Genomic DNA, 19608 nt, shown 5'->3' on the forward strand with positions numbered 1-19608 from the left:
TAGCCGAGCCCCGCCGCCGTACCATTGACCGCACAGATGATCGGCTGGGGCATCGAACGCATCAGGATCGGGATCTGACCCAGCAGTCGCATCGTGTATTTGCCGGACTGGATACGGCCCAGGCCTGGCCTGACCCAGGCCGGCTTCGATCCTGCCCGCACATCATGTCCGGCGCAGAAGGCGCGCCCTTCTCCCGTCAGGATGATCACCCTGACGTCCGGATCATCGCGCAGCCCCTCGAATGCGACCGTCAGCGCCTCGTACATGTCGAAGGTGAAGCTGTTCAGCGCCTCCGGCCGATTCAGGGTGATCCGGGCCACGCCCTCGGCGGGGGTGTCGATCAGGATGTTGTGTTCGGTGTCGCTCATGAGGGACCTTACCGCGGCAGACCGAGCGCGCGCTCGGCAATCACGGTCTTGAGGATTTCATTGGCCCCGCCCGAAATAGTCCAGGCGTAGCTCAGAACGAAGTCGTGCATGACATTCCCCGTCTGGTGCCCGCCGCCGAACACGATGGGTGCCTTGATCTGTCCGTCCAGCCCGGCCAGGCGCACCCTGAAATCGGTGTAGCGGCGAAGAAGCTCCGAAAAATGGACCTTGATATAGGTCGGCATCGTCGGAGAGACCGTGTGCGGATCGGCTTCGACCTCTTCCATCATCGCCCGGATCATCAGACGCAGCGCGATCATATCGCTATAGGCCTTTGTAAATTCTCGCCTCAGCTGATCATCCTTCAACCAGGCCGCATCAGTGCGTTTCGCCTCCGCCAGATCGGCGTCCAGCGTTCTCGCCATCCGCTCCGACAGCTCGAAGATGATCAAACCTCGCTCGGCCGAGAGTGTCGACTGGGCGATGGTCCAGCCCGCATTCTCCTCGCCGATCAGGTCCGCAACGGGGATTTCGACATTGTCGAGGAAGACCTCGCAGAACTCGGCCTGGCCGGTCGCCTGACGGATCGGGCGCACGGTCACGCCCGTGGCCTTCATGTCGAGGATGAAGTACGAGATCCCCTGCTGCTTCTTGGGCGCATCCGGATTTGTCCGGGCCAGCAGCAGGCAATAGTCGGCGAAGGCTCCGTACGACGACCAAACCTTCTGGCCGTTGATCACATAGACGTCGCCCTTGCGCTCGGCACGGGTCCGCAGGGACGCCAGGTCGGATCCCGCTCCCGGCTCGGAAAACCCCTGACACCAGACCTCGCCCCGCTCCTTGACCCCCGTCAGATAGCGGTCGCGTTGGGCCTGCGAACCATGGCCGAACAGGGTCGCGGGCAGGTGATAGAGCGAAATCACAAACAGGTCAGGGTTCGGTGCCTGGGCCCGGGCGATCTCCTCGAAGATGATGATCTGGTGCCGGATGCCGATGTCGGCTCCACCCCAGTCGCGCGGCCAGTGCGGTGTCGCCAGACCCACCTTGCCCATCTCGGCGAACCACCAGCGCTGGAAGGCGACGTAGTCGGCCTCGGACGCGCCGCGCATCCGGTCATGCCAGTCGGCAGGCACAACGTCCTCGAGCCAGGCCCGGACCTCGGCGCGAAAGGCGTCCAGATCATCCTTGTGTGCCAGCGGATCGAACGAACCGTCGGTCGAAACGGGCGCGAGAACTGCGGTCATCGTCATCTCCGTCAAGCCGCCGCCAGCAGGCGATCCGAGACCGCGTCGAGCCACACCGTCGGCCCGCCGAACAGCTGCTCGTTCAGCTTGGCGCGCTTGAGATACAGATGGCAGGTGTGCTCCCAGGTATAGCCGATGCCGCCGTGCAACTGGACCGCATCCTGGGCGATCCGGGCATAGACCTCGCAGGCCAGGGCCTTGGCCGACAGGGCGTAGCGATAGGCGTCGGGTGTCCCGGCAGCGGCCCTGGCGACTGCCTCGGCAACCAGAGCGCTCGCCGCCACCAGAACGATCTTGTGATCGGCGCAACGGTGCTTCAGGGCCTGAAACGAACCGATCGGCTTTCCGAACTGCTGGCGCGTCTTCAAATATTCCAGCGTGATGTCGAGGATCGCTTCAGCACCGCCGATCGAGTCGGCTGCCAGGGCCAGACCCACATGCTGGATCAGGACGTCTGCGATGGTGCCCGCGTCTCCGGCCAGAACCCGCCCGACAGGTAGAGCGACACCCTCGAACACCGCCCGCCCCAGATGCCGGGTACGGTCCATCAGTTCGACCTTCTCAAGCCTCACACCATCCACGGCGGGTTCGACCAGAACCCAGCGCAGTGTGTTACCCTCCCGCGCTGGCAGCAGCAGGACACCCGCCGCCGCACCGTCCAGCAGAGTGTCCACGACGCCGTCCAACACCCAGCCTCCAGTGCCCTCCGACGACAGGGTCAAGGTCGTGGAGAACCCGGCGGCCGTGAGCAGCGGGACCGTGCCGACCAGATCCCCGGCCGCCAGACGTGGCAACCACGCGGTCTGCTGATCCGCATCGCCGCCCTGAATCAAGCCCTCGACGACCAGCAACGTCCCAAGCATCGGCAAGGGCGCGACCGCCCGGCCCAGCTCCTCGTACACCACCGACAGCTCGCGGGCGCCCAGCGCCAGGCCGCCGTGATCCTCGGGCACCAACAAGGCCAGCCACCCCAGCTCCGCTGAAAATCCCCACAGCGTCTGGTCCAACGTCCCTTGCCGGTCCGTGAAGGCTACGACCGCCTCGTGCGACGCCTGTACCGACAGCACCCCGCGCACGCCGTCGCGCAGAGCCTCCAGATCCATGCCGCTGTCGCTGTCGGTCATCGGCCGCTCCTCAGAACAGGACGTCGGTGGTGAAGTTGGCGGGGCGCTTCTCGACCATGGCCGCCATGGCCTCGGTCGCCTCGGCACCGAAGAAGTTGACGATCTCCAAGGCGGACGACAGCTCGAAGATCGCCGCGTTCTGGCGCAGCCAGTGATTCAGCACGTGCTTGGTCATTCGCACCGCCGTCGGCGCAGCCGCCGCCAGTTCCGATGCAACCTCGATCGACGTCGTCTCAAGCGCCTCGGCATCCACAGCCAGCGAGACGAGGTTGTTCCGTTCGGCCTCCTCGCCGGTCATCGTCCGGTTGGTCAGCAGATAGTATTTGGCTTTGGCCATGCCGCACAGCAGCGGCCAGACGATCGCTGCGTGATCCCCCGCCGTAACCCCTATGCGCACGTGGCCGTCCAGCAACTTGGCCGTCCTGGACGCGATCGAGATGTCGGCCAGCAGGGCCAGCGCCAGCCCGGCTCCGACCGCAGCCCCGTTGATGGCTGAAACGATCGGCTTTCGCGCGTCGATGATGTTCTTCACCAGCCGCGTCGCATTCCCGAAATCCAGAGAGAACTGCTGGCCCCGATCCAGCGCCCCTGTCTCGTCCGGCATGTCATCCAACGCGCCGCCGCCACAGAAAGCCCTGCCTTCACCGGTGATGATGGTCACGCGCGTCTCGGGATCGGCATCGATCGCCGCCCAGACCTGTTCGAGCTGATGATGCATTCGGGGCGTAATGGCGTTGGCCTTTCCCGGATTGCTCAGGGTCAGGCGCAGCACCCCGGGCGCGGGCCAGTCGAACTTCAGTCGGTCAAAGGCGGCGTAGCGGTCGGTCATCAGTCGATCTCGAACAGACCGGCGGCGCCCATGCCCCCGCCGATGCACATGGTCACGACGACCCGCTTCGCGCCTCGCCGCCGACCTTCGATAAGCGCATGTCCGGTCAGACGCGAGCCGCTCATGCCATAGGGGTGGCCGATGGCGATCGCGCCGCCGTCCACATTGAACTTTTCCGGGTCGATACCGAGCGTGTCCCGGCAATAGAGGACCTGAACCGCAAAGGCCTCGTTTAGCTCCCACAGGTCGATGTCGCCGACAGTCAGCCCATGTCGGGCCAGAAGTTTCGGTACGGCCACGACCGGACCGATACCCATTTCGTCCGGCTCGCAACCCGCGACGGCGAACCCCTTGAATCGTCCCAGCGGTGTGAGGCCACGCCGCCGGGCCTCGTCCGTCGACATGACCACACAGGCGCTGGCCCCGTCGGACAGCTGGGACGAATTCCCGGCGGTAATGAGGGCGTCCTCGCCCATGATCGGCTTCAGACCCGACAGGCCCTCCAGTGTCGTCTCCGGACGATTGCCCTCATCCCTGGTGAGCAACACGTCTTCCTCACCAGTGACCTGACCGGCTTTGTCGGTGAGTTGTTTCAAACTCTTCAGCGGCGCGATCTCGGTGTCGAAGCGGCCGGCGGCCTGGGCGGCGGCCGTGCGCTTCTGGCTCTCCAGCGAATAGGCGTCCTGCGCCTCACGGCTGATCCCGTAGCGTAGCGCGACCGTATCAGCCGTCACGATCATCGGCGCATAGATGTCGGCCTTGTGCTCCAGCAGCCAGTCGCTTCGGTTGCGGTGGCGATTGATGAAATGATGGGTCAGCGAAATGCTTTCGACCCCGCCGGCGACGAAGACGGCCCCCTCACCCGCGATGACGCGCTGGGCCGCCAAGGCGATGGCCTGAAGGCCCGACGAACATTTCCGGTCCAGGGTAAAGCCCGGCACCGACACCGGGCAGCCTGCGCTCAATGCGGATTGGCGCGCTATGTTGTTCCCGGTCGGCCCCTCAGGCGTGGCGCAGCCCAGGATCACGTCCTCAACGGCGGATGCCTCGACGCATGCCCGCTCCAGCGCCGCCGCGACGACGTGACCGCCCAGGTCGGCCCCATGGGTGTTGTTGAAGGCCCCGCGAAAGGCCCTCCCGATCGGCGTACGCGCGGTGGAGACGATGACGGCTTCAGGCATCGGGGAATCTCATCATGGTTATGCTGCGTCCGACCGCCGGGTCAGTTCGGGCCACAGGCCGTCGGGACCGAGCGCGGCGACCCGGCGGCCGAGACGCTCTGCCCAGAAGCGGTCGCCGCCGAACTCGCATCGCCAGCCGGTCAGGCGACGTGTCAGCAGGTGCAGTGGATATTCCAGCGTGAATCCGATCGCGCCGTGGACCTGGTGGGCCAGGGCCGCGCCATGCCCAGCCGCCGTATTGGCCCGCAGCTTGGCCGCGGCGAACTCCAGCCCGGCGTCGCCCGCGTCCGCCGCTCGCGCCGCAGCCTGTGCTGCCGAGTTTACCGCTGCTGCCTCGACGGCGAAGATCGCCAATGTCTGCTGGACCGTCTGGAACTTCGAGATCGGCTTGCCGAACTGGACCCTGTCGTTGGCATAGGCGATCGAGGCAGCCAGTGCGGCGTCCAGCGCGCCCGCGATCTGGGCCGTTCTGAGGAAGGCTCCGCAGGCGAACAGATCGATGTCGGTCGGCGCGCTTTCCACGAACGTCCTCTCGAAGGTCAGATCCGCGCGCGGCTCACCGGCGGGGCTGACCCGCGGCTCCACCGAGGCGTCGGCGGTCGACAGCCGAACCAGCATGCCTTTCAGCACCGCGACGACGACCTCGGCCTCAGCACCCCAGGGAACCCCGCTCAGGACGCCGCTAAACCGGTCCACGGCGATCTCGCCCTCGGCGCTGCCCGCAATCGTCGCTGCGCCTACCACCGGCGTCAGGCCCGCGCTGTCCAGTGCCCAGGTTGCCAGCGCCGCTTCTCCGATGGGTAGCGGCAGCGCGTGAAACCCGGCCAGACGCGCCACGGCGAAAAGATCGCCCCAATCACCCCCGAACCCGACCCTGTCCTCGGACAGCAACAGATTGGCGAACCCCGCCTCGGCGACAGCGGGCCAGAGCGCCTCGAAGCCGCCCTCGCGGCCTCCGGCGAGGTCGGCGAACAGTCGGTCGGCCATTTCGACCAGAAGGGTGCGAGCGTCGCTCATCTTAGGCCCAGCCCCCGCGCGATGATGCCGCGAAGGATCTCGCGTGTGCCGCCCCTCAACGAGAACGACGGCGACACCTGCAACAGCAGCGCCAGCACCCGCGCCAGATCATTGCCTGCCGACAGGTCCCCCGAGCCGTCCAGAGCCGCTTGGATCGCGCGCGGCACCTCCTGCTCGAAACTGTTGCCAAGGTCCTTGACGATCGCGGCCTCCAGCGCGGGGTCGTCGCCTGTCGCCAGCTTGGCAGCCGTCGACTGGCTCATCTGGCGCAGCGTCCACAACTCGGCCGTCAGCCGCCCGATCAGGCCAGCCAGCACCGGCTCCGGTTCCGGTCCGGCGAACCGGATGAGTTCAGTCAGGGCGGCATAGCTCGACAGGTACCGTTCCGGCCCCGACCGCTCAAGCGACAGCTCGGCCGTCACCTGCTTCCACCCGTTCCCCTCGTGCCCTACTCGCGCCGAATCCGGCACCAGGACGTTGTCGAGGAACACCTCGTTGAAGTCGTGCCCGCCGACCAGGTCGATGATCGGCCGTACGATGACGCCGGGCGTGTCCATCGGGACCAGGAACTGGGTCAGACCCTCGTTGCGCTGCGAATCCTCGACGGTGCGCACAAGGGCGATCATCAGATGGGCGTTGTGGGCGTTGGTCGTCCAGACCTTTTGGCCGTTGATCCGCCAACCGTCGCCTTCGCGCACGCCTGTCGTGCGGATGGCTGCCAGGTCCGATCCGGCACCCGGCTCGCTCATCCCGATACACACATAGGTCTCGCCGGCAGCGATCGACGGCAACCAGCGCTGCCGCTGTTCCTCGGTCCCGTATCGAAGCAACAGGGCCCCGCTCTGGCGATCGGCGATCCAGTGCATCCCCACAGGCGCGCCCGCCGCCAATAGTTCTTCCAGCACGACGTAGCGATGCAGGGGATGCCGCGCGCGGCCGCCGTATTCCTCGGGCCAGATCATCCCGATATAGCCTGCCCGACCCATGGCCCGGCTGAACCCGGCGTCGCAGACCGCCCATGAGTTCGCGCGACCCGCAGCGTCGCTCGCCGGGGCTTCGCGCGCAATGAACTCGCGCACTTCGCGACGAAGCGCGTCAACACCCGCAGGCGGATCGAAAGGATGAGCGTCAAAGGTCTGCACAGGGTCCAGATTGCCCGACCGCCCTCGCCCGACAAGATCGGCCCGGTCCCTATCGCAGCCGCGATATGGCCCCGTCGCCGGCCCCGCTTCGGCTCGTCATGACCGAGTAGCCGGTGCTAAGCCGATGCGCATTCAAGGAGTGAAATGACATGGCCATCGACCTGACGATCGAAGACGGCGTCGCGATCATCACCATCAACCGGCCGGAGCGGAAGAACGCCATCCTGCTGGCGATGCGCATCGACATCGAACAGGCCTTTCTGAAATGCCAGGACGACGACAGCGTTCGCGCCATCATCCTGACCGGGGCCGGATCGGACTTCAGCGCCGGTGCCGACGTGGGCGAAATGGGCGGCGGCGGGGTGCGGGGCTCGCTCTACCGCATGCGCCACATGCACCGGATGTCGCGCGCCATCGCCAGCACAAACAAGCCCGTGATCGCGGCCGTCGAGGGCGTCTGCATCGGCATGTCCTGGGCCATGGCCCTGTCGACCGACATGGTCGTGGCGGCCGAGAACGCGCGCTTCCAGTTCGCCTTCCGCCATATCGGCCTGGCCCCCGACGGCGGTGCCGCCTTCCTCCTGACCCGCTATGTCCCCATCCAGCGCGCCAAGGATATCATGTACTCGGGTCGCTTCGTCAGCGGCACCGAGGCGGCCCAGCTGGGTCTGGCCCTCCACGCCACTCCACCAGGTGAGGCCCTGGCGAAGGCAAAAGAGCTGGCGGCCAGCTTCGCCGTCGCCCCAACCATCGCCATCGGTATGGCCAAACGCCAGTTCGAGGCCGCCACCGCCCAGACCTTTGATCAGGCCCTGGACTTCGAGGCCAATATCCAGCCGCTGATGGTCCAGACCGAGGACTTCAAGGAGGGGACGACCTCCTTCAAGGAGAAGCGCAAAGCCGTCTTCGTGGCGAACTGATCCCGTGTCCGCCGACGCCCTTCCCGTTACCCATCCCGACATCGAGTTCCGCGCCTTCCTGGCCGAGGGCCGGTTCATGATCCAACGCTCCAGAAGTTCCGGCGTATCCGTCTTCTATCCCCGCGCCGTCGCTCCGGGCACGGGAGCGCGCGATCTGGAATGGGTCGAGGCGTCGGGCCGGGGTGTCGTCTATTCGACGACCGTGGTGCGCAAGAAGCCGCCTGAGCCCAACTACAACGTCGCCCTGATCGACCTGGCCGAAGGGCCGCGGATGATGAGCCGAGTCGACGGTCTCGATCCTACAGCCGTCAGAATCGGGTCAGCCGTGCAGGCCCGGATCATCAACCAGGAGGGCGAACCCGTCGTGGTCTTCGACCTGGTGGAGCAACCGGCATGAGCGACTTTCCGCGCGGCCGCACCGCCATCGTCGGGGCGGCTACCTTCGGCCAGGGCAAGGCCCCCGGCTACGAAGCGTCGGACCTCGCCGCCATCGCCAGTTCCATGGCGCTCGAAGATGCCGGCCTGTCCCTCGCCGACGTCGACGGCCTGTTCTTCTGCCACCCGACAGACACCATGGGCGGCCTGTCCTTCGCCCAGTACCTCGGCATCCAGCCCAGGGTCACCGACAACAATCGTACAGGTGGTTCGGCCTTTCAGACCTATGTCGAACACGCCGCCTATCTGCTGGATGCGGGTGCCATCGACTGCGCCCTGATCGCCTACGGCTCCAACCAGGCCACCTCGACCGGAAAGCTGGTCTCGACGGTTCTCCCGATGCGTTACGAAGCGCCCTACAAGCCGTTGAATCCGGTCAGTTCCTACGCCCTCGCCGCAGCCCGCTACATGCACCAGTACGGCGCGACCCGCGAGCAATTGGGGGCCGTCGCGGTCGCGGCACGTCAGTGGGCGATGCTGAATCCCGAAGCTTTCAAGCGCGAACCGCTGACCCTCGACGAGTACCTCGCATCGCGCTTGGTGTCGGATCCGCTGTCGGTCCTCGACTGCTGCCTGGTCACTGACGGGGCCGCCGCCGTGGTCATGACCCGGGCCGACCGTGCGCGCGATCTGAAGAAGACGCCCGTCGCCGTCCTCGGTGCCGCCGCCGAAACCCATCACCGAGAGATCGGCTGGCTCGACGACCTGACCGTCACCGCCGCCAGACGCTCTGGCGAACGCGCCTACGTCCGCGCCGGCCTGACGCCGGCCGACATCGACGTGGTGCAAGTCTATGACGCCTTCACCATCAACACGATCCTGTTCCTGGAAGACCTCGGCTTCTGCCCCAAGGGCGAGGGTGCCCATTTCGTTCAGGACGGCCGGATCGCCCCCGGCGGCCAGCTTCCCGTCAACACGAACGGCGGTGGCTTGTCCTGCTGTCACCCCGGCATGTACGGCCTGTTCCCCATCATCGAGGCGGTGCGCCAACTTCGCGGTGAGGCCGGAGACCGCCAGGTTGCCGACGCCGCCCATGCGATAGCCCACGGCAACGGTGGAGTCCTGTCCAGCCAGGCCACGGTGATCCTGGGCCGGGCATAGACCGAAAAAAAGGCCGCGCCTTTCGACGCGGCCCTGTGAAGGTTCAGGAGGAGTCGGTTCAGGCGAAGCGGCGCTGAGGCTCGGCATCGAGATTGAGCGGCTCGGCCAAGGGACGCGGTGCCGTCGGATTCGTCAGGCGCGCGATCGACCCCCGCGTCATCTGCAGCAGCCAGTCGCGGTTCTCGGCAAAGAAGGCCGCGTCGCCATGGATGGTCAGGACCAGCGGCGCAGCGTCGCGCGACAGCGAGACCAGCATCGACAGGCTGGCCAGATCATCTTCGACCGCCATGGCATAGCCCTGGATGCTGGCGGCACGCAGTTCGTCCGCCAGTTCAGTCGCACAGATACGCGGAGCCGACTCGTGAGCCTCAGCATTGATGCGGTGGACCAGCTTGCGGACCAGGTTGGGATCGAAGGTCGCCAGCAAGGCCTTGCCTGCGGATGACGACGCCAGACCAGTCGCCGTACCAACACCCGCAGGCGTAGCGTGACCGGCCGGGCGAACCAGGTGGATGTACTGCATCGACATCCCGACCTTGTGGGCCAAGGTCACCGCGACACCGGCCTCTTCGGCCAGGTGATCGAGGATCGCCAGGAGACGACCCTTGCGGAACAGGTCGGGCTGGACCGAGGATCCGATGACGGCGACACGCGCGGTGGGGCGATAGGTCCGGGCGTCACGATCACGGTCCAGATAGCCGAGGGCCACCAGGCAACCTAGCAGTTCGGACGTGCTGGACTGCGGGTAGTTCATGGAGCGCGCGATATCCATGACCGTGGCGGTCGGACGCTCGTCCGTGAAATACTCCAGCACCTCCAGGGCGCGTTGGGCGGACTTGATCTTTTTCGGGTCCAGAGACTTCACGACGACCTCCCTTGTTTCTTTCTTATGATGTCATGCTGTCATAACAAGTAGAGTCGCGCAATGGGTCGCACGGCAATTTTCATTTTTCTCGAATGGTGTTCAGTTATCGCGCCGCGATGGCAGCCGGTGTCAGGCGCGGCTATCGGCGTTGAACTCGATCACATAGCTGTAGCGTGACGGGTGATAACGAACGAACGCCGCCTCGATCACCTGACCGTTCGGCAGGAAGTAGGCGCGCGTGACCAGCAAGACAGGATCTGACGGCTGAAGTTCCAGGTGCGCGGCGGCGACTTCTCCGGCGACGCCCGATTCGATCTTCTGTTCGGCCCGGCTGACCCGCACGTTCAGGCGGCGCTCCACCGCCCTGATGATCGGCACCCCTGCGGTCTGGAAGTCTGTCTCTTCAAGCTGACGGCCCACTTCGTTCGGGAAATAGATTTCCAGATAGGCTGCCGGTTCGCCGCCGATCCGGCTGAGCAGCTTGACGCAGGTCAGTTGGGCGTCATCGGGCAGGTTCAGGATCGCCGCCGCAGTCGGGTTGCGCGCATCGCGCGTCAGGGAAAGGTGATCGGGCTCCATCACCCCGGCCCCCGACAGGAATTCATCCAGCGAGCCCTTCAAACGAATGGACCGTGCGCCGACGCGGGCTTCGGCGACGAAGGACCCGACTCCGCGTCGCTTGACGATAAGCCCTTGGGCAATCAGGGCGTCCAGCGCCCGGCGGACCGTGATCCGGCTGACGCCGTACTGCTCGCAGATTCGCTCTTCCGACGGCAACAGGTCGCCCGGTTGGAACTCGCTGCCGTTCACCCGGGCGCGCAGGTCCTGTTCCAGCTGGTGATATAGGGGAAGAGGCCCGGCCTGGAGCAGCATTCGATACCCGACGTGTCAGCGCCGATCAGGGCGTATCGACAACCTAACGTCCCTTTCGCCAGCATCAAACTATGGACGTTTCAAATCGCGCCCCTGATCGCTGCGATGCAGCATCAATCCTTGCGCAGGGATACGATTCCGTCGCCGAAAGGCGCGTCGCGATTGGTCAGCGCGGTCTTCAGGCCATGCTCGGCCATGTCGGCCTTAAAGCCCGTTCGGCGCGGCCCTTTGGACAGATGTGCGCGGGCGTCGTTCTCGGCCGCCAGCCTCTGGATCGTCCGGGCACCCATACCCTCAAGCGCCAGGTTGACGATCCGCTTGTGCGCGGAGAGCAACTCGTTATCCACGAACGACAGCCGTCGGGCTAGCTCGTCCACGGCCGCGTCCAGCTGATCGGCCGGTGCCGATTCGAGAGCCAGGCCTATGGTCACGGCGTCCTGCCCGCGAATGCTGTCGCCGGTCATCAGGATGCGCTTCGCCCACTGCGGCCCGCAATGATAGATCCACATATGGTTCGGCGGCGAGCCGTTGGCTCGGGTCGCCGGAAATCCGATCTTCGCCTCATCCGAAACGATGACAAAGTCGCACATCAGGGCCAGGTCGGTGCCTCCGGCCAGACAGTTGCCCTGCACCCGGGCAATGACCGGCTTGTGTAGGTCGAAGATGACCGTCGTCAGCGCCTGCTGTCGTTCCATGAACCATGCGTCGTCGTCATAGCTGCCGGACGAGCTGCGATAGGCGGAAGTGTCGATCTCGCTTTCGGCCCGCCGGCCGGCATAAACCCCCGCCAGATCGTAACCCGCGCAGAAGTCCTTGCCTGCGCCTTGGAGGATGATGACGTTGACGTCCAGCCGGTCGTCGGCCTCCAGCATGGCGTCGTGCATTTCCTGGAGGGTCAGCGGCGACAGGGCGTTGCGCTTGTCGGGCTTGTTCAGGGTGATGCGGGCGATCCGGTCGGAAACCTCGAAAAGGACCTCCTGGGGGTCGTTCAGCCATTTGCCGCGATAGGTCATCAGACGCGTCCGGTCACGGGGATCAGGGCGCCCGTCACCGCGCTGGCCGCATCGGAGCCCAGGAACAGGATCACCGATGCCAGCTCATCCGGGCTGACCCAGGTCGAAAAATCGGCGTCCGGCATGTCTGCGCGGTTCGCCGCCGTGTCGATGATCGACGGCAGGACGGCGTTGACGGTCGCCTTACCCTTGTACTCCTCGGCCAGGGCCTCGGTCAGGCGATGAACACCCGCCTTGGATGCCGCGTAGGCCCCCATGCCGGTCCCGGCCTTGACCGCGCCGTTCGCCCCGATGTTGACGATCCGTCCAGCCGCACTCTGGACCAGCAGCGGCATCGCCGCGCGACAGGCGTTCAAGGTTGTCATGACGTTCAGGCCGTGCAGTCTGTCCCAGGTCGCGACATCCCCCTCCCCGACCGTCTCCCAGGCGAAACCGCCAGCAATGTTGATCAGGACATCGACCCGCCCGGCTGAGGTGATCGCCGCCTGGGCGGCCATTGCGTCGGACAGATCGACTTCGCCCTTGATCAGCGCACCTTCACCCAGGGCCTCGACCAGGCCGGCCGGAGGCTCGGGCGCATAGTCGACGGCGACGACGAGCGCTCCCTCTGCAGCGGCTCGCGCCGCGACAGTCCGGCCCAGAGCGCCGAAGGCTCCGGTGATGACGACGATCTTGCCCTGCATGTCGACGGCTCCGGTCAGGCGCCGGTGAACGCCGGCTTGCGCTTTTCGGCAAAGGCGCGAATGCCTTCCTTGTAGTCCGAGGACGCATAGCAGGTCTGGAACATCTCCTCGCACTTGGCCAGATCACGATCCGCCGGATCCTTGAGGATGTTGGCCAGAGTGAACTTCACCTGCTTCGCGGTCAGGGGGGCTCCACCGGCGATCTGGACCGCCGTCTTCTTGATGAAGGCGTCGAACTCCTCGCCCTCGGCGACGACCCGACCGACCAGGCCCTTGGTCAGGGCTTCCTCGGCGGTGAATTGCAGCCCCCCTAGCAGCATGTCCTTGGACGCCGGCACACCGATGATGTCCACCAGCCGCGACAGGCTCTTGTAGCGATAGCCGATGCCGTAGCGCATGGCCGGCTGACCGAACTTCGACTTGGACGAGCAGTAGCGCAGGTCGCAGGACACGGCGACCGAGATGCCGCCGCCGATGCACCAGCCGTCGATGGCCGCGATCGTCACCTTCTCAGAGTTATAGACCGCCGACAGACCGCGTTCGCCCGTCTGGGCATAGTGTTCCTGGGCGTTCTCGCCCATCCGCTCTTCCTCGTATTTCGAGACGTCAGCACCGGCGATGAAGGACACGCCGCCGGCGCCCGAGATCACGATGACCCGGACCGAGGGGTCGCTTTCGAAGTCGGCCATGATCGTCGACATGCCTTCCCACATCTCCAGAGAGATGGCGTTCAGCTTGTCCGGATTGTTGAAGATCATGTGGCCGATCGCGCCGTCCTTGCGGCTGAGAATCTTGTCGGTCATGGCGGTGGTCCTTGAGGTGCAGTGGCGCGTACGCCGGGAGGGGTCAGACGGCGCGGGCGCGCCGAAGTGCCTGGATTTCGTCGGGCGAGTAACCCGCCCCGGCCAGAATTTCGTCGGTGTGCTGGCCGACGAGGGGCGGCGCGGAATAGTCCTCGATCGGAGTCTCGGACAGCCGGATCGGATTGCTTAGCACCTTCATGGAACCGGCGACCGGATGGGCAATCTCGCGCACCATCTCGCGGTGCTGGATCTGCGGATTGGCCAGGGCGTCGGCGATGTCGTTGACGATGCTGGACGGCACGTCGGCCGCGTCCAGGCGTTCCAGCCAGTCGGCCGCCGTCCGGGTCAGGAAGACCGCGTCCACGATGTCCAGCAGAGCGTCGCGGTTGCAGATCCGGCCGGCGGTACTGTCGAACCGGGGGTCGGCGATCAGGTCAGGTCGCTCCAGAACCCGACACAGGCGCGCGAACTGGGGATTGTTGCCCGCCGTCAGAAACAAGTCGCGGTCCGAGCAGCGGAAGGTCTGGGACGGGATCCCGCCGTATCCGCCGTTGCCGCGCCGTGTCGGGATGTCCCCCGACACCAGATAGCTCATGGCGAAGTGGCTCAGAGAGGCGACGCCGCAATCCAGTAGCGACAGATCGATGTGCTGTCCCGGGCCGTTCGACACATCCCGGTGATGCAGGGCCGCAAGGATCGCGCTCGACGCATAGAGGCTGGTCAGGATGTCGACCATGGAGATGCCGACCTTCATGGGGCCGCCGCCCGGCACGCCGTCGGGCAAGCCGGAGACGCTCATCATCCCGCCCATGGCCTGAAACACCCCGTCGTAGCCGGGCTTGTGAGACAGGGGCCCCGTCTGGCCGAACCCGGTGATCGAGCAATAGATCAGCTGCGGATTGACTGCCTTCAGGCCTTCGTAGTCGAGGCCGTACTTCTTCAGCGCCCCGGTCTTAAAGTTCTCGAGCACGACGTCGCTGTTCGCGGCCAGTCTCCGAATGACCTCCTGACCGTCGGCCGAGGCCAGATCGACCGTAAGCGAGCGTTTGTTGCGGTTGCAGCTCAGGTAGAAGGCGGCGTCGGTGGTCGGATTGCCGGCCTCGTCGGCCAGGAAGGGCGGGCCGTACTCGCGCGATTCGTCGCCGCCGCCGGGGCGTTCGACCTTGATGACCTCGGCGCCGAGGTCGGCCAGCATCTGGCTCGCCAGCGGCGCGGCGAGCACCCGGCTCAGATCCAGGATCCTGACACCCTGCAGGGTCTTGGACGACATAGGCGAAAACTCCTCCCTCACGCCCGCTGCCGAGCGCACCTCTCAGCCTCTCATGGTCGTGAAGTCGCCCCGGGAGACAAGGCGTGGCGGTGCGTCATCGTGTGACCGATATGTCTGGCCCGGATCGGACGTGGTGCTTGTGGCAGGATGCGTTTCCCGGTGGTTTGCCGCCACGCAACCCCGGCCTCCGGGAGGAAGACCTACGCCATGCGCGAACCCTTCGTTCTCTACGAAACCCGGGGCCGGATCGCCCTGCTGACCCTCAATCGACCCGACAGGCGCAATGCGATAGGCGAACATTCCGATTGCGCCGAACTGGTCGAGGCCGTGGAACGGGCCAATGCCGATCGCAACGTGTCCGTGCTCGTGCTCACCGGCGCAGGATCGGCCTTTTCCGCGGGCGGGAACCTTGAGGGCATGCGCGACCGCAACGGCATCGGCCCCCTGGCGACCCCCGCCGATACCCGCGACAACTACAAGAAGGGCGTCCAGAAGATCGCCCTGGCCTTTGCGGGGCTGGAGATCGCCTCCATCGCCGCGGTCAACGGCCACGCCATCGGCCTGGGCTGCGACATCGCCTGCCTGTGCGACATGCGGGTGGCGTCGGATGCTGCCAAGTTCGCGGCCAGCTTCGTCAAGATGGGCATCGTTCCCGGTGACGGCGGGGCCTGGATCCTGCCGCGCATCGTCGGCTATGCGAATGCCGCTGAGATGATCCTGACCGGCGATACATACACGGCCGCAGAGGCCAGGGGCATGGGCCTGGTCAACAAGGTGGTTCCCGCCGACCAGGTCATGGACGAGGCGTTCAAGCTGGCCGACCGGGTCGCCGCCAACCCTCCCCGGGCCGTGCGCATGGCCAAGAAGCTGCTGCGCGAGGGCCAGCATTCCCGCTTGCCCGACGTGCTCGAGCTTTCGGCCGCTTTCCAGGCCCTGGCCCACGAGACCGCCGATCACAAGGAAGCCGTCGAGGCCTTCCTCGACAAACGCCCGCCCAACTTCACCGGGGCCTGAGACCGACATGAGCCATACCGACCAGATCACGCCACTGACCGCCCGCCCGGCCCAGCCCTATATCCGCGTCGACGACAGCGGGGCCTGGGTCGAGGGGCGGCGCTGCACCGTCTGTGATGCCCGGACGGCCGCCGTCCACCTGGCCTGCCCCGCCTGTGGCGCCCGAGGATCCATCGAGACCTATCGCGCGCCCACGACCGGAAAGCTCCATGCCTATTCGATCGTGCGCCGGTCCTATCCCGGCGTGCCGGTTCCGTTCGTCTCGGCCATCATCGACCTGGACGACGGCCTGACGCTGAAGGGCAATCTGATCAATGTCGCGGCAGAGCCGGAGGCCCTGCCGGCCGGCCTGCCCGTCCGCATGGTGTTCGACGACGCCATGGGCCGCACCGACAAGGACGGCGCGTCCTATGTCGCCTTCTTCTTCGAACCCGCCTGAGGACCTGACATGAGCGAGACCGTCTACATCCTCGGCATCGACATGCTGAAGTTCGGCAAATATCCGGACCGCACCTTCGCCCAGCTGGGTGGCGAGGCGGCGCTTCTGGCCCTCGACGATGCGGGCCTGACCGTCCACGACGTCCAGGCCATGTATTGCGGCTCGGTATTCGGGGCCTATGACATGACCGGCCAGGCGATCATGCGCGAGATCGGCCAGACCGGCATCCCCGTCACCAACATCTCCAACGCCTGCGCGACCGGTGCCTCGGCGTTCCGCGAGGCCTGGATCGCCGTGAAATCAGGGCTCTATGACGTCGTCCTGGCGGTCGGGGTCGAGAAGATGCCGCGCGGCATGCTGGGCGCGGGCCACGAGACGGGCATCTCGCTGGAGGGCCTGTTCGGCTCGGCCTCCATGCCCGCCGTCTTCGCCGAATCCGGCATGGAGCATGCAGGGCTGTGGGGCACGACCTTCGAGCAGTTCGCCAAGGTGTCGGTGAAGAACCACCACCACTCCACCATGAATCCCAAGGCCGTCTATCAGAAGGAGACGCCTCTCGAAGAGGTCATGGCCTCTGAGATGATCGCCTATCCCAACACCAAGCTGATGTGTTCGGTGAACGTTGACGGGGCCGCGGCCGTGGTCGTGGTGTCCGAGAAGAAGGCGCGCGAGATGGGCCTGACCCGGGCGATCCGCGTCCTGGCCTCGGCTCTCGCGTCCGATCCGTGGAACCCGCGCAATCCCATCATGCCGGACGTCAACGGCTGTACGCAGCTGGCCGCGAAATCAGCCTATGAGCAGGCGGGCATTGGGCCGTCGGACGTCAGCCTGATCGAACTGCACGACTGTTTCGCCACGGCCGAACTGCTGCACTACGAGAACCTGGGCATCTGCGAGCCCGGTCAGGCGGGGCGGCTGATTGACGAGGGGGTCACCGCGCTCGGCGGCCGCGTGCCGGTCAATGTCTCGGGCGGGCTGCTGTCCAAGGGCCACCCGCTGGGCGCGACCGGGATCGCCAACATGTACGAGGTCGCCCTGCATCTGCGCGGCGAGGCGGGGGCCCGTCAGGTCGAGGGGGCCAGGGTCGGCCTGACCCACGTGGTCGGCCTGGGTACCGCGGCCGCCGTCCATCTGTTCGAGAAGGCCTGAGGCCGTGGCCGAGCCCAGGACGCCCCAGGACGAACGGCGTGGCGACTATCGCTGGTGGCTGGATATCCCGACCCGCTGGGCCGACGGCGACCCCTACGGCCACGCCAACAACATCATCTATTATAGCTGGTTCGACACGGCGGTGACGCGGATGCTGTTCGAGCGGAAGGTGATCTGGTTGCCGGACTCGCCCTCGATCGGCCTGTGCGTCGAGAGCCATTGCAATTTCCTGGCCCCCGTCGAGTTCCCCGAGATCGTTCAGGCGGGGGTCCGCATCGGCCGTCTCGGGGACAAGTCCCTGCGTTTCGAGATCGGCCTGTTCGGCGAGGGTCGCGAGGGCCCGGTGGCCGCCGGATACTTCGTCCACGTCTATGTCGATCGAGCAACCCGCAGACCCCTCTCGCTGACGGCGGAGCAGAAGGCCTCGGTCGCCGACCTGGTGGTCGGCTAGGTTGATCGACACACAGGTCGGATCGGGTGTTCACGGATGGCGGTGGCGGTCTTGAAAACAGGCCGCCAAAGCGCCAAACCGCCACGGTCGTACAAGCAAAAACAGTGACTTGGGCGGCAGGCCCGGAAACCACCGCCAGATTATGTGAAATCCGATGCTGTCGCGACTTCCTCCACGATCTGACTTTTCAAAAAATCGACAAGGCAGATGGTGGTGACAGATGCAGGACGCAAGGGCGAAGAAGGAATAAACTCCTCAAGCTGCTCGGATTGCCGTGAAGCCGCAGACATCCTGCCGGCCTGAGGCCTGGACCCGGGCGACATCGCAGGACCGATCCCCTGCGCCCGCGCTTGACATTCGAGGCTGAATACAGAAAACGGAACGTCATTCGACTTTTGATGCCGACCCTCGATCGGCTGGAGGCTGTTCATGTCCGCCCAGGACCTTTCCGACATCCAGAACGCCGGCTGGCGCTACAAGGGCCCGATCTTCGACGCCGACACCCATCTGTATGAAACGCCCGAGGCCTTCGACGTCTATGTGCCCGCCAAATACAAGGCCGACTGGGGCCTGAACTACAAGGTCGCGGACGACGGCCAGTTCGCCCTGCACGTCGGCAAGCGCAAGGTCGAGATCAGCGCCGACTATATGACCGAGGACTTCCTGATCCCGCCCCCCGGCAAGCTGCACGAATGGCTGCGGGCCCAGAAGGAAGGCAAGGCCGAGGTCGATCTGCGTGTGCCGATCACCCCCACCATGACCGACCCCGTCGAGCGCGAGAAGATCCTCGACAAATGGGATGTCCGCTCTTCGATGCTCTATTGCGGCAATTTCGTCTCGGCGATCAGCTATCTGGACGAGCCGGACCCGGCCTACGCCATCCTGAATGCCTATAATCGCTGGATGCTTGACCAGTGGAAGTTCAACTACAAGAACAAGATCTTCTCATGCCCCGTGGTGACCCTGGCTGACCTGCCCCAAGCAATCGAACAGGCGAAATGGGTCGTGGCCAACGGCGCGAAATTCGTCCTGATGCCGATGGGTCCCTACAACGGCAAGGCTCCGGCACACCCTGACCATGACCCCTTCTGGGCCATCCTTAACGAGGCCGGCATCGGCGTCGTCTTCCACGTGTCGGAGGCCATCTATCTTAAGGATCATATGGCCGTGTGGGGCGAGCCGATGCAGAAGTCCCGCCTGCGCCAGACCGCCTTCATGTGGATGCACGGCTATTCGGAACGGCCGGTAATCGAGACCCTGTCCAGTTTCATCCTGCTGAACTTCTTCGAGCGGTTCCCGAACATCACGCTGATTTCGGCCGAGAACGGCGCCGAATGGGTGCCGTCCATGCTGGTCAAGATGGACAAGGTCCGGGGCATGGCCAAGAACGGCTACTGGCCCGCCGGCCAGCTCAAGGAGCGGCCGTCGAAGATCTTCAAGCGGCACGTCAAGATCGTCGCCTATCCCGAAGACAACATCGGCGAAATCGTTCGCCAGACCGGCGACGCCGACTGGCTTCTGATGGGGTCCGACTATCCCCACTCCGAAGGGGTCGAGGAGCCGCGCATTTTCGCTGACGAGGCCTGCAAGGACCTGACCGACGCCGACACCGCCAAGGTCATGTACGGGAACGGGATGAAGATGGCCGGCCTGGCCGTCTGATCCCTCCGACGTCGCGGGAACCCGC

21 protein-coding genes are annotated in these 19608 nt (G+C 65.5%); 8 read left to right on the forward strand and 13 right to left on the reverse strand.

Annotation, left to right across the window (positions count from 1 at the left end; genetic code table 11):
* The 7 genes from ACILQR_RS01385 to ACILQR_RS01415 form a co-directional block, all read right to left on the reverse strand.
* Positions 1 to 368 (reverse strand): enoyl-CoA hydratase/isomerase family protein (locus ACILQR_RS01385; protein WP_395649733.1); only part of this gene is annotated, 368 nt, incomplete at its 3' end.
* 8 nt (positions 369 to 376) lie between these two features.
* Positions 377 to 1612, reverse strand: a complete 1236-nt coding sequence (locus ACILQR_RS01390) for an acyl-CoA dehydrogenase family protein (RefSeq protein ID WP_395649734.1) — start codon at positions 1610 to 1612, stop codon at positions 377 to 379.
* Positions 1613 to 1623: 11 nt separating this feature from the next.
* Positions 1624 to 2736, reverse strand: a complete 1113-nt coding sequence (locus tag ACILQR_RS01395) for an acyl-CoA dehydrogenase family protein (RefSeq protein ID WP_395649735.1) — start codon at positions 2734 to 2736, stop codon at positions 1624 to 1626.
* A gap of 10 nt (positions 2737 to 2746) precedes the next feature.
* Complete coding sequence (locus tag ACILQR_RS01400) at positions 2747 to 3565, reverse strand: enoyl-CoA hydratase/isomerase family protein (RefSeq protein WP_395649736.1); 819 nt, start codon at positions 3563 to 3565, stop codon at positions 2747 to 2749.
* Complete coding sequence (locus tag ACILQR_RS01405; protein WP_395649737.1) at positions 3565 to 4746, reverse strand: acetyl-CoA C-acyltransferase; 1182 nt, start codon at positions 4744 to 4746, stop codon at positions 3565 to 3567. Before ACILQR_RS01405 ends, ACILQR_RS01400 begins: the two co-directional genes overlap by 1 nt.
* An 18-nt stretch (positions 4747 to 4764) precedes the next feature.
* The gene (locus tag ACILQR_RS01410) at positions 4765 to 5763 is read right to left on the reverse strand and encodes an acyl-CoA dehydrogenase family protein (protein ID WP_395649738.1); all 999 of its coding nucleotides are present in this window, start codon (positions 5761 to 5763) and stop codon (positions 4765 to 4767) included.
* Positions 5760 to 6905 (reverse strand): acyl-CoA dehydrogenase family protein, encoded by a 1146-nt coding sequence (locus ACILQR_RS01415; RefSeq protein ID WP_395649739.1) that lies wholly within the window; start codon positions 6903 to 6905, stop codon positions 5760 to 5762. The genes ACILQR_RS01410 and ACILQR_RS01415 overlap by 4 nt, the downstream gene beginning before the upstream one ends.
* Before the next feature lie 149 nt (positions 6906 to 7054).
* Here ACILQR_RS01415 and ACILQR_RS01420 point away from each other — a divergent pair, with 149 nt between their 5' ends.
* The 3 genes from ACILQR_RS01420 to ACILQR_RS01430 are packed head-to-tail and all read left to right on the forward strand — an operon-like array spanning position 7055 to position 9361.
* Complete coding sequence (locus ACILQR_RS01420) at positions 7055 to 7825, forward strand: enoyl-CoA hydratase/isomerase family protein (protein ID WP_395649740.1); 771 nt, start codon at positions 7055 to 7057, stop codon at positions 7823 to 7825.
* A 4-nt stretch (positions 7826 to 7829) separates the two neighbouring features.
* Complete coding sequence (locus ACILQR_RS01425; protein WP_395649741.1) at positions 7830 to 8222, forward strand: Zn-ribbon domain-containing OB-fold protein; 393 nt, start codon at positions 7830 to 7832, stop codon at positions 8220 to 8222.
* Positions 8219 to 9361 (forward strand): thiolase, encoded by a 1143-nt coding sequence (locus ACILQR_RS01430; protein ID WP_395649742.1) that lies wholly within the window; start codon positions 8219 to 8221, stop codon positions 9359 to 9361. Before ACILQR_RS01425 ends, ACILQR_RS01430 begins: the two co-directional genes overlap by 4 nt.
* A gap of 58 nt (positions 9362 to 9419) precedes the next feature.
* Here ACILQR_RS01430 and ACILQR_RS01435 read toward each other — a convergent pair whose 3' ends face one another.
* The 6 genes from ACILQR_RS01435 to ACILQR_RS01460 form a co-directional block, all read right to left on the reverse strand.
* Positions 9420 to 10226 carry an IclR family transcriptional regulator gene (locus tag ACILQR_RS01435; RefSeq protein WP_395649743.1) on the reverse strand — a complete coding sequence of 269 codons (807 nt, stop codon included), beginning with the start codon at positions 10224 to 10226 and terminating at the stop codon, positions 9420 to 9422.
* Positions 10227 to 10355: 129 nt separating this feature from the next.
* Complete coding sequence (locus ACILQR_RS01440; protein WP_395649744.1) at positions 10356 to 11099, reverse strand: GntR family transcriptional regulator; 744 nt, start codon at positions 11097 to 11099, stop codon at positions 10356 to 10358.
* Positions 11100 to 11212: 113 nt separating this feature from the next.
* The gene (locus ACILQR_RS01445; RefSeq protein ID WP_395649745.1) at positions 11213 to 12112 is read right to left on the reverse strand and encodes a crotonase/enoyl-CoA hydratase family protein; all 900 of its coding nucleotides are present in this window, start codon (positions 12110 to 12112) and stop codon (positions 11213 to 11215) included.
* Complete coding sequence (locus tag ACILQR_RS01450; RefSeq protein WP_395649746.1) at positions 12112 to 12795, reverse strand: SDR family NAD(P)-dependent oxidoreductase; 684 nt, start codon at positions 12793 to 12795, stop codon at positions 12112 to 12114. The genes ACILQR_RS01445 and ACILQR_RS01450 overlap by 1 nt, the downstream gene beginning before the upstream one ends.
* A gap of 14 nt (positions 12796 to 12809) precedes the next feature.
* Positions 12810 to 13745, reverse strand: coding sequence for an enoyl-CoA hydratase (locus tag ACILQR_RS01455; protein WP_395649784.1), 936 nt, complete (start codon positions 13743 to 13745; stop codon positions 12810 to 12812).
* Entirely contained in the window at positions 13642 to 14868 is a 1227-nt protein-coding gene (locus ACILQR_RS01460; protein WP_395649747.1) for a CaiB/BaiF CoA transferase family protein, read from the reverse strand. The genes ACILQR_RS01455 and ACILQR_RS01460 overlap by 104 nt, the downstream gene beginning before the upstream one ends.
* Before the next feature lie 207 nt (positions 14869 to 15075).
* Here ACILQR_RS01460 and ACILQR_RS01465 point away from each other — a divergent pair, with 207 nt between their 5' ends.
* From ACILQR_RS01465 to ACILQR_RS01485, 5 genes are all read left to right on the forward strand, one after another.
* On the forward strand, positions 15076 to 15882 hold the full coding sequence (locus tag ACILQR_RS01465; RefSeq protein ID WP_395649748.1) for a crotonase/enoyl-CoA hydratase family protein: 807 nt from the start codon (positions 15076 to 15078) through the stop codon (positions 15880 to 15882).
* Between the two features lie 7 nt (positions 15883 to 15889).
* Complete coding sequence (locus tag ACILQR_RS01470) at positions 15890 to 16321, forward strand: Zn-ribbon domain-containing OB-fold protein (RefSeq protein ID WP_395649749.1); 432 nt, start codon at positions 15890 to 15892, stop codon at positions 16319 to 16321.
* Positions 16322 to 16330: 9 nt separating this feature from the next.
* Complete coding sequence (locus ACILQR_RS01475; protein ID WP_395649750.1) at positions 16331 to 17470, forward strand: thiolase C-terminal domain-containing protein; 1140 nt, start codon at positions 16331 to 16333, stop codon at positions 17468 to 17470.
* A 4-nt stretch (positions 17471 to 17474) separates the two neighbouring features.
* Positions 17475 to 17921 carry an acyl-CoA thioesterase gene (locus ACILQR_RS01480; protein WP_395649751.1) on the forward strand — a complete coding sequence of 149 codons (447 nt, stop codon included), beginning with the start codon at positions 17475 to 17477 and terminating at the stop codon, positions 17919 to 17921.
* Between the two features lie 429 nt (positions 17922 to 18350).
* Positions 18351 to 19583 carry an amidohydrolase family protein gene (locus tag ACILQR_RS01485; protein ID WP_395649752.1) on the forward strand — a complete coding sequence of 411 codons (1233 nt, stop codon included), beginning with the start codon at positions 18351 to 18353 and terminating at the stop codon, positions 19581 to 19583.
* The last annotated feature ends 25 nt before the right edge of the window (positions 19584 to 19608 follow it).

Source organism: Brevundimonas sp. (assembly GCF_044239655.1).
Lineage (GTDB): Bacteria > Pseudomonadota > Alphaproteobacteria > Caulobacterales > Caulobacteraceae > Brevundimonas.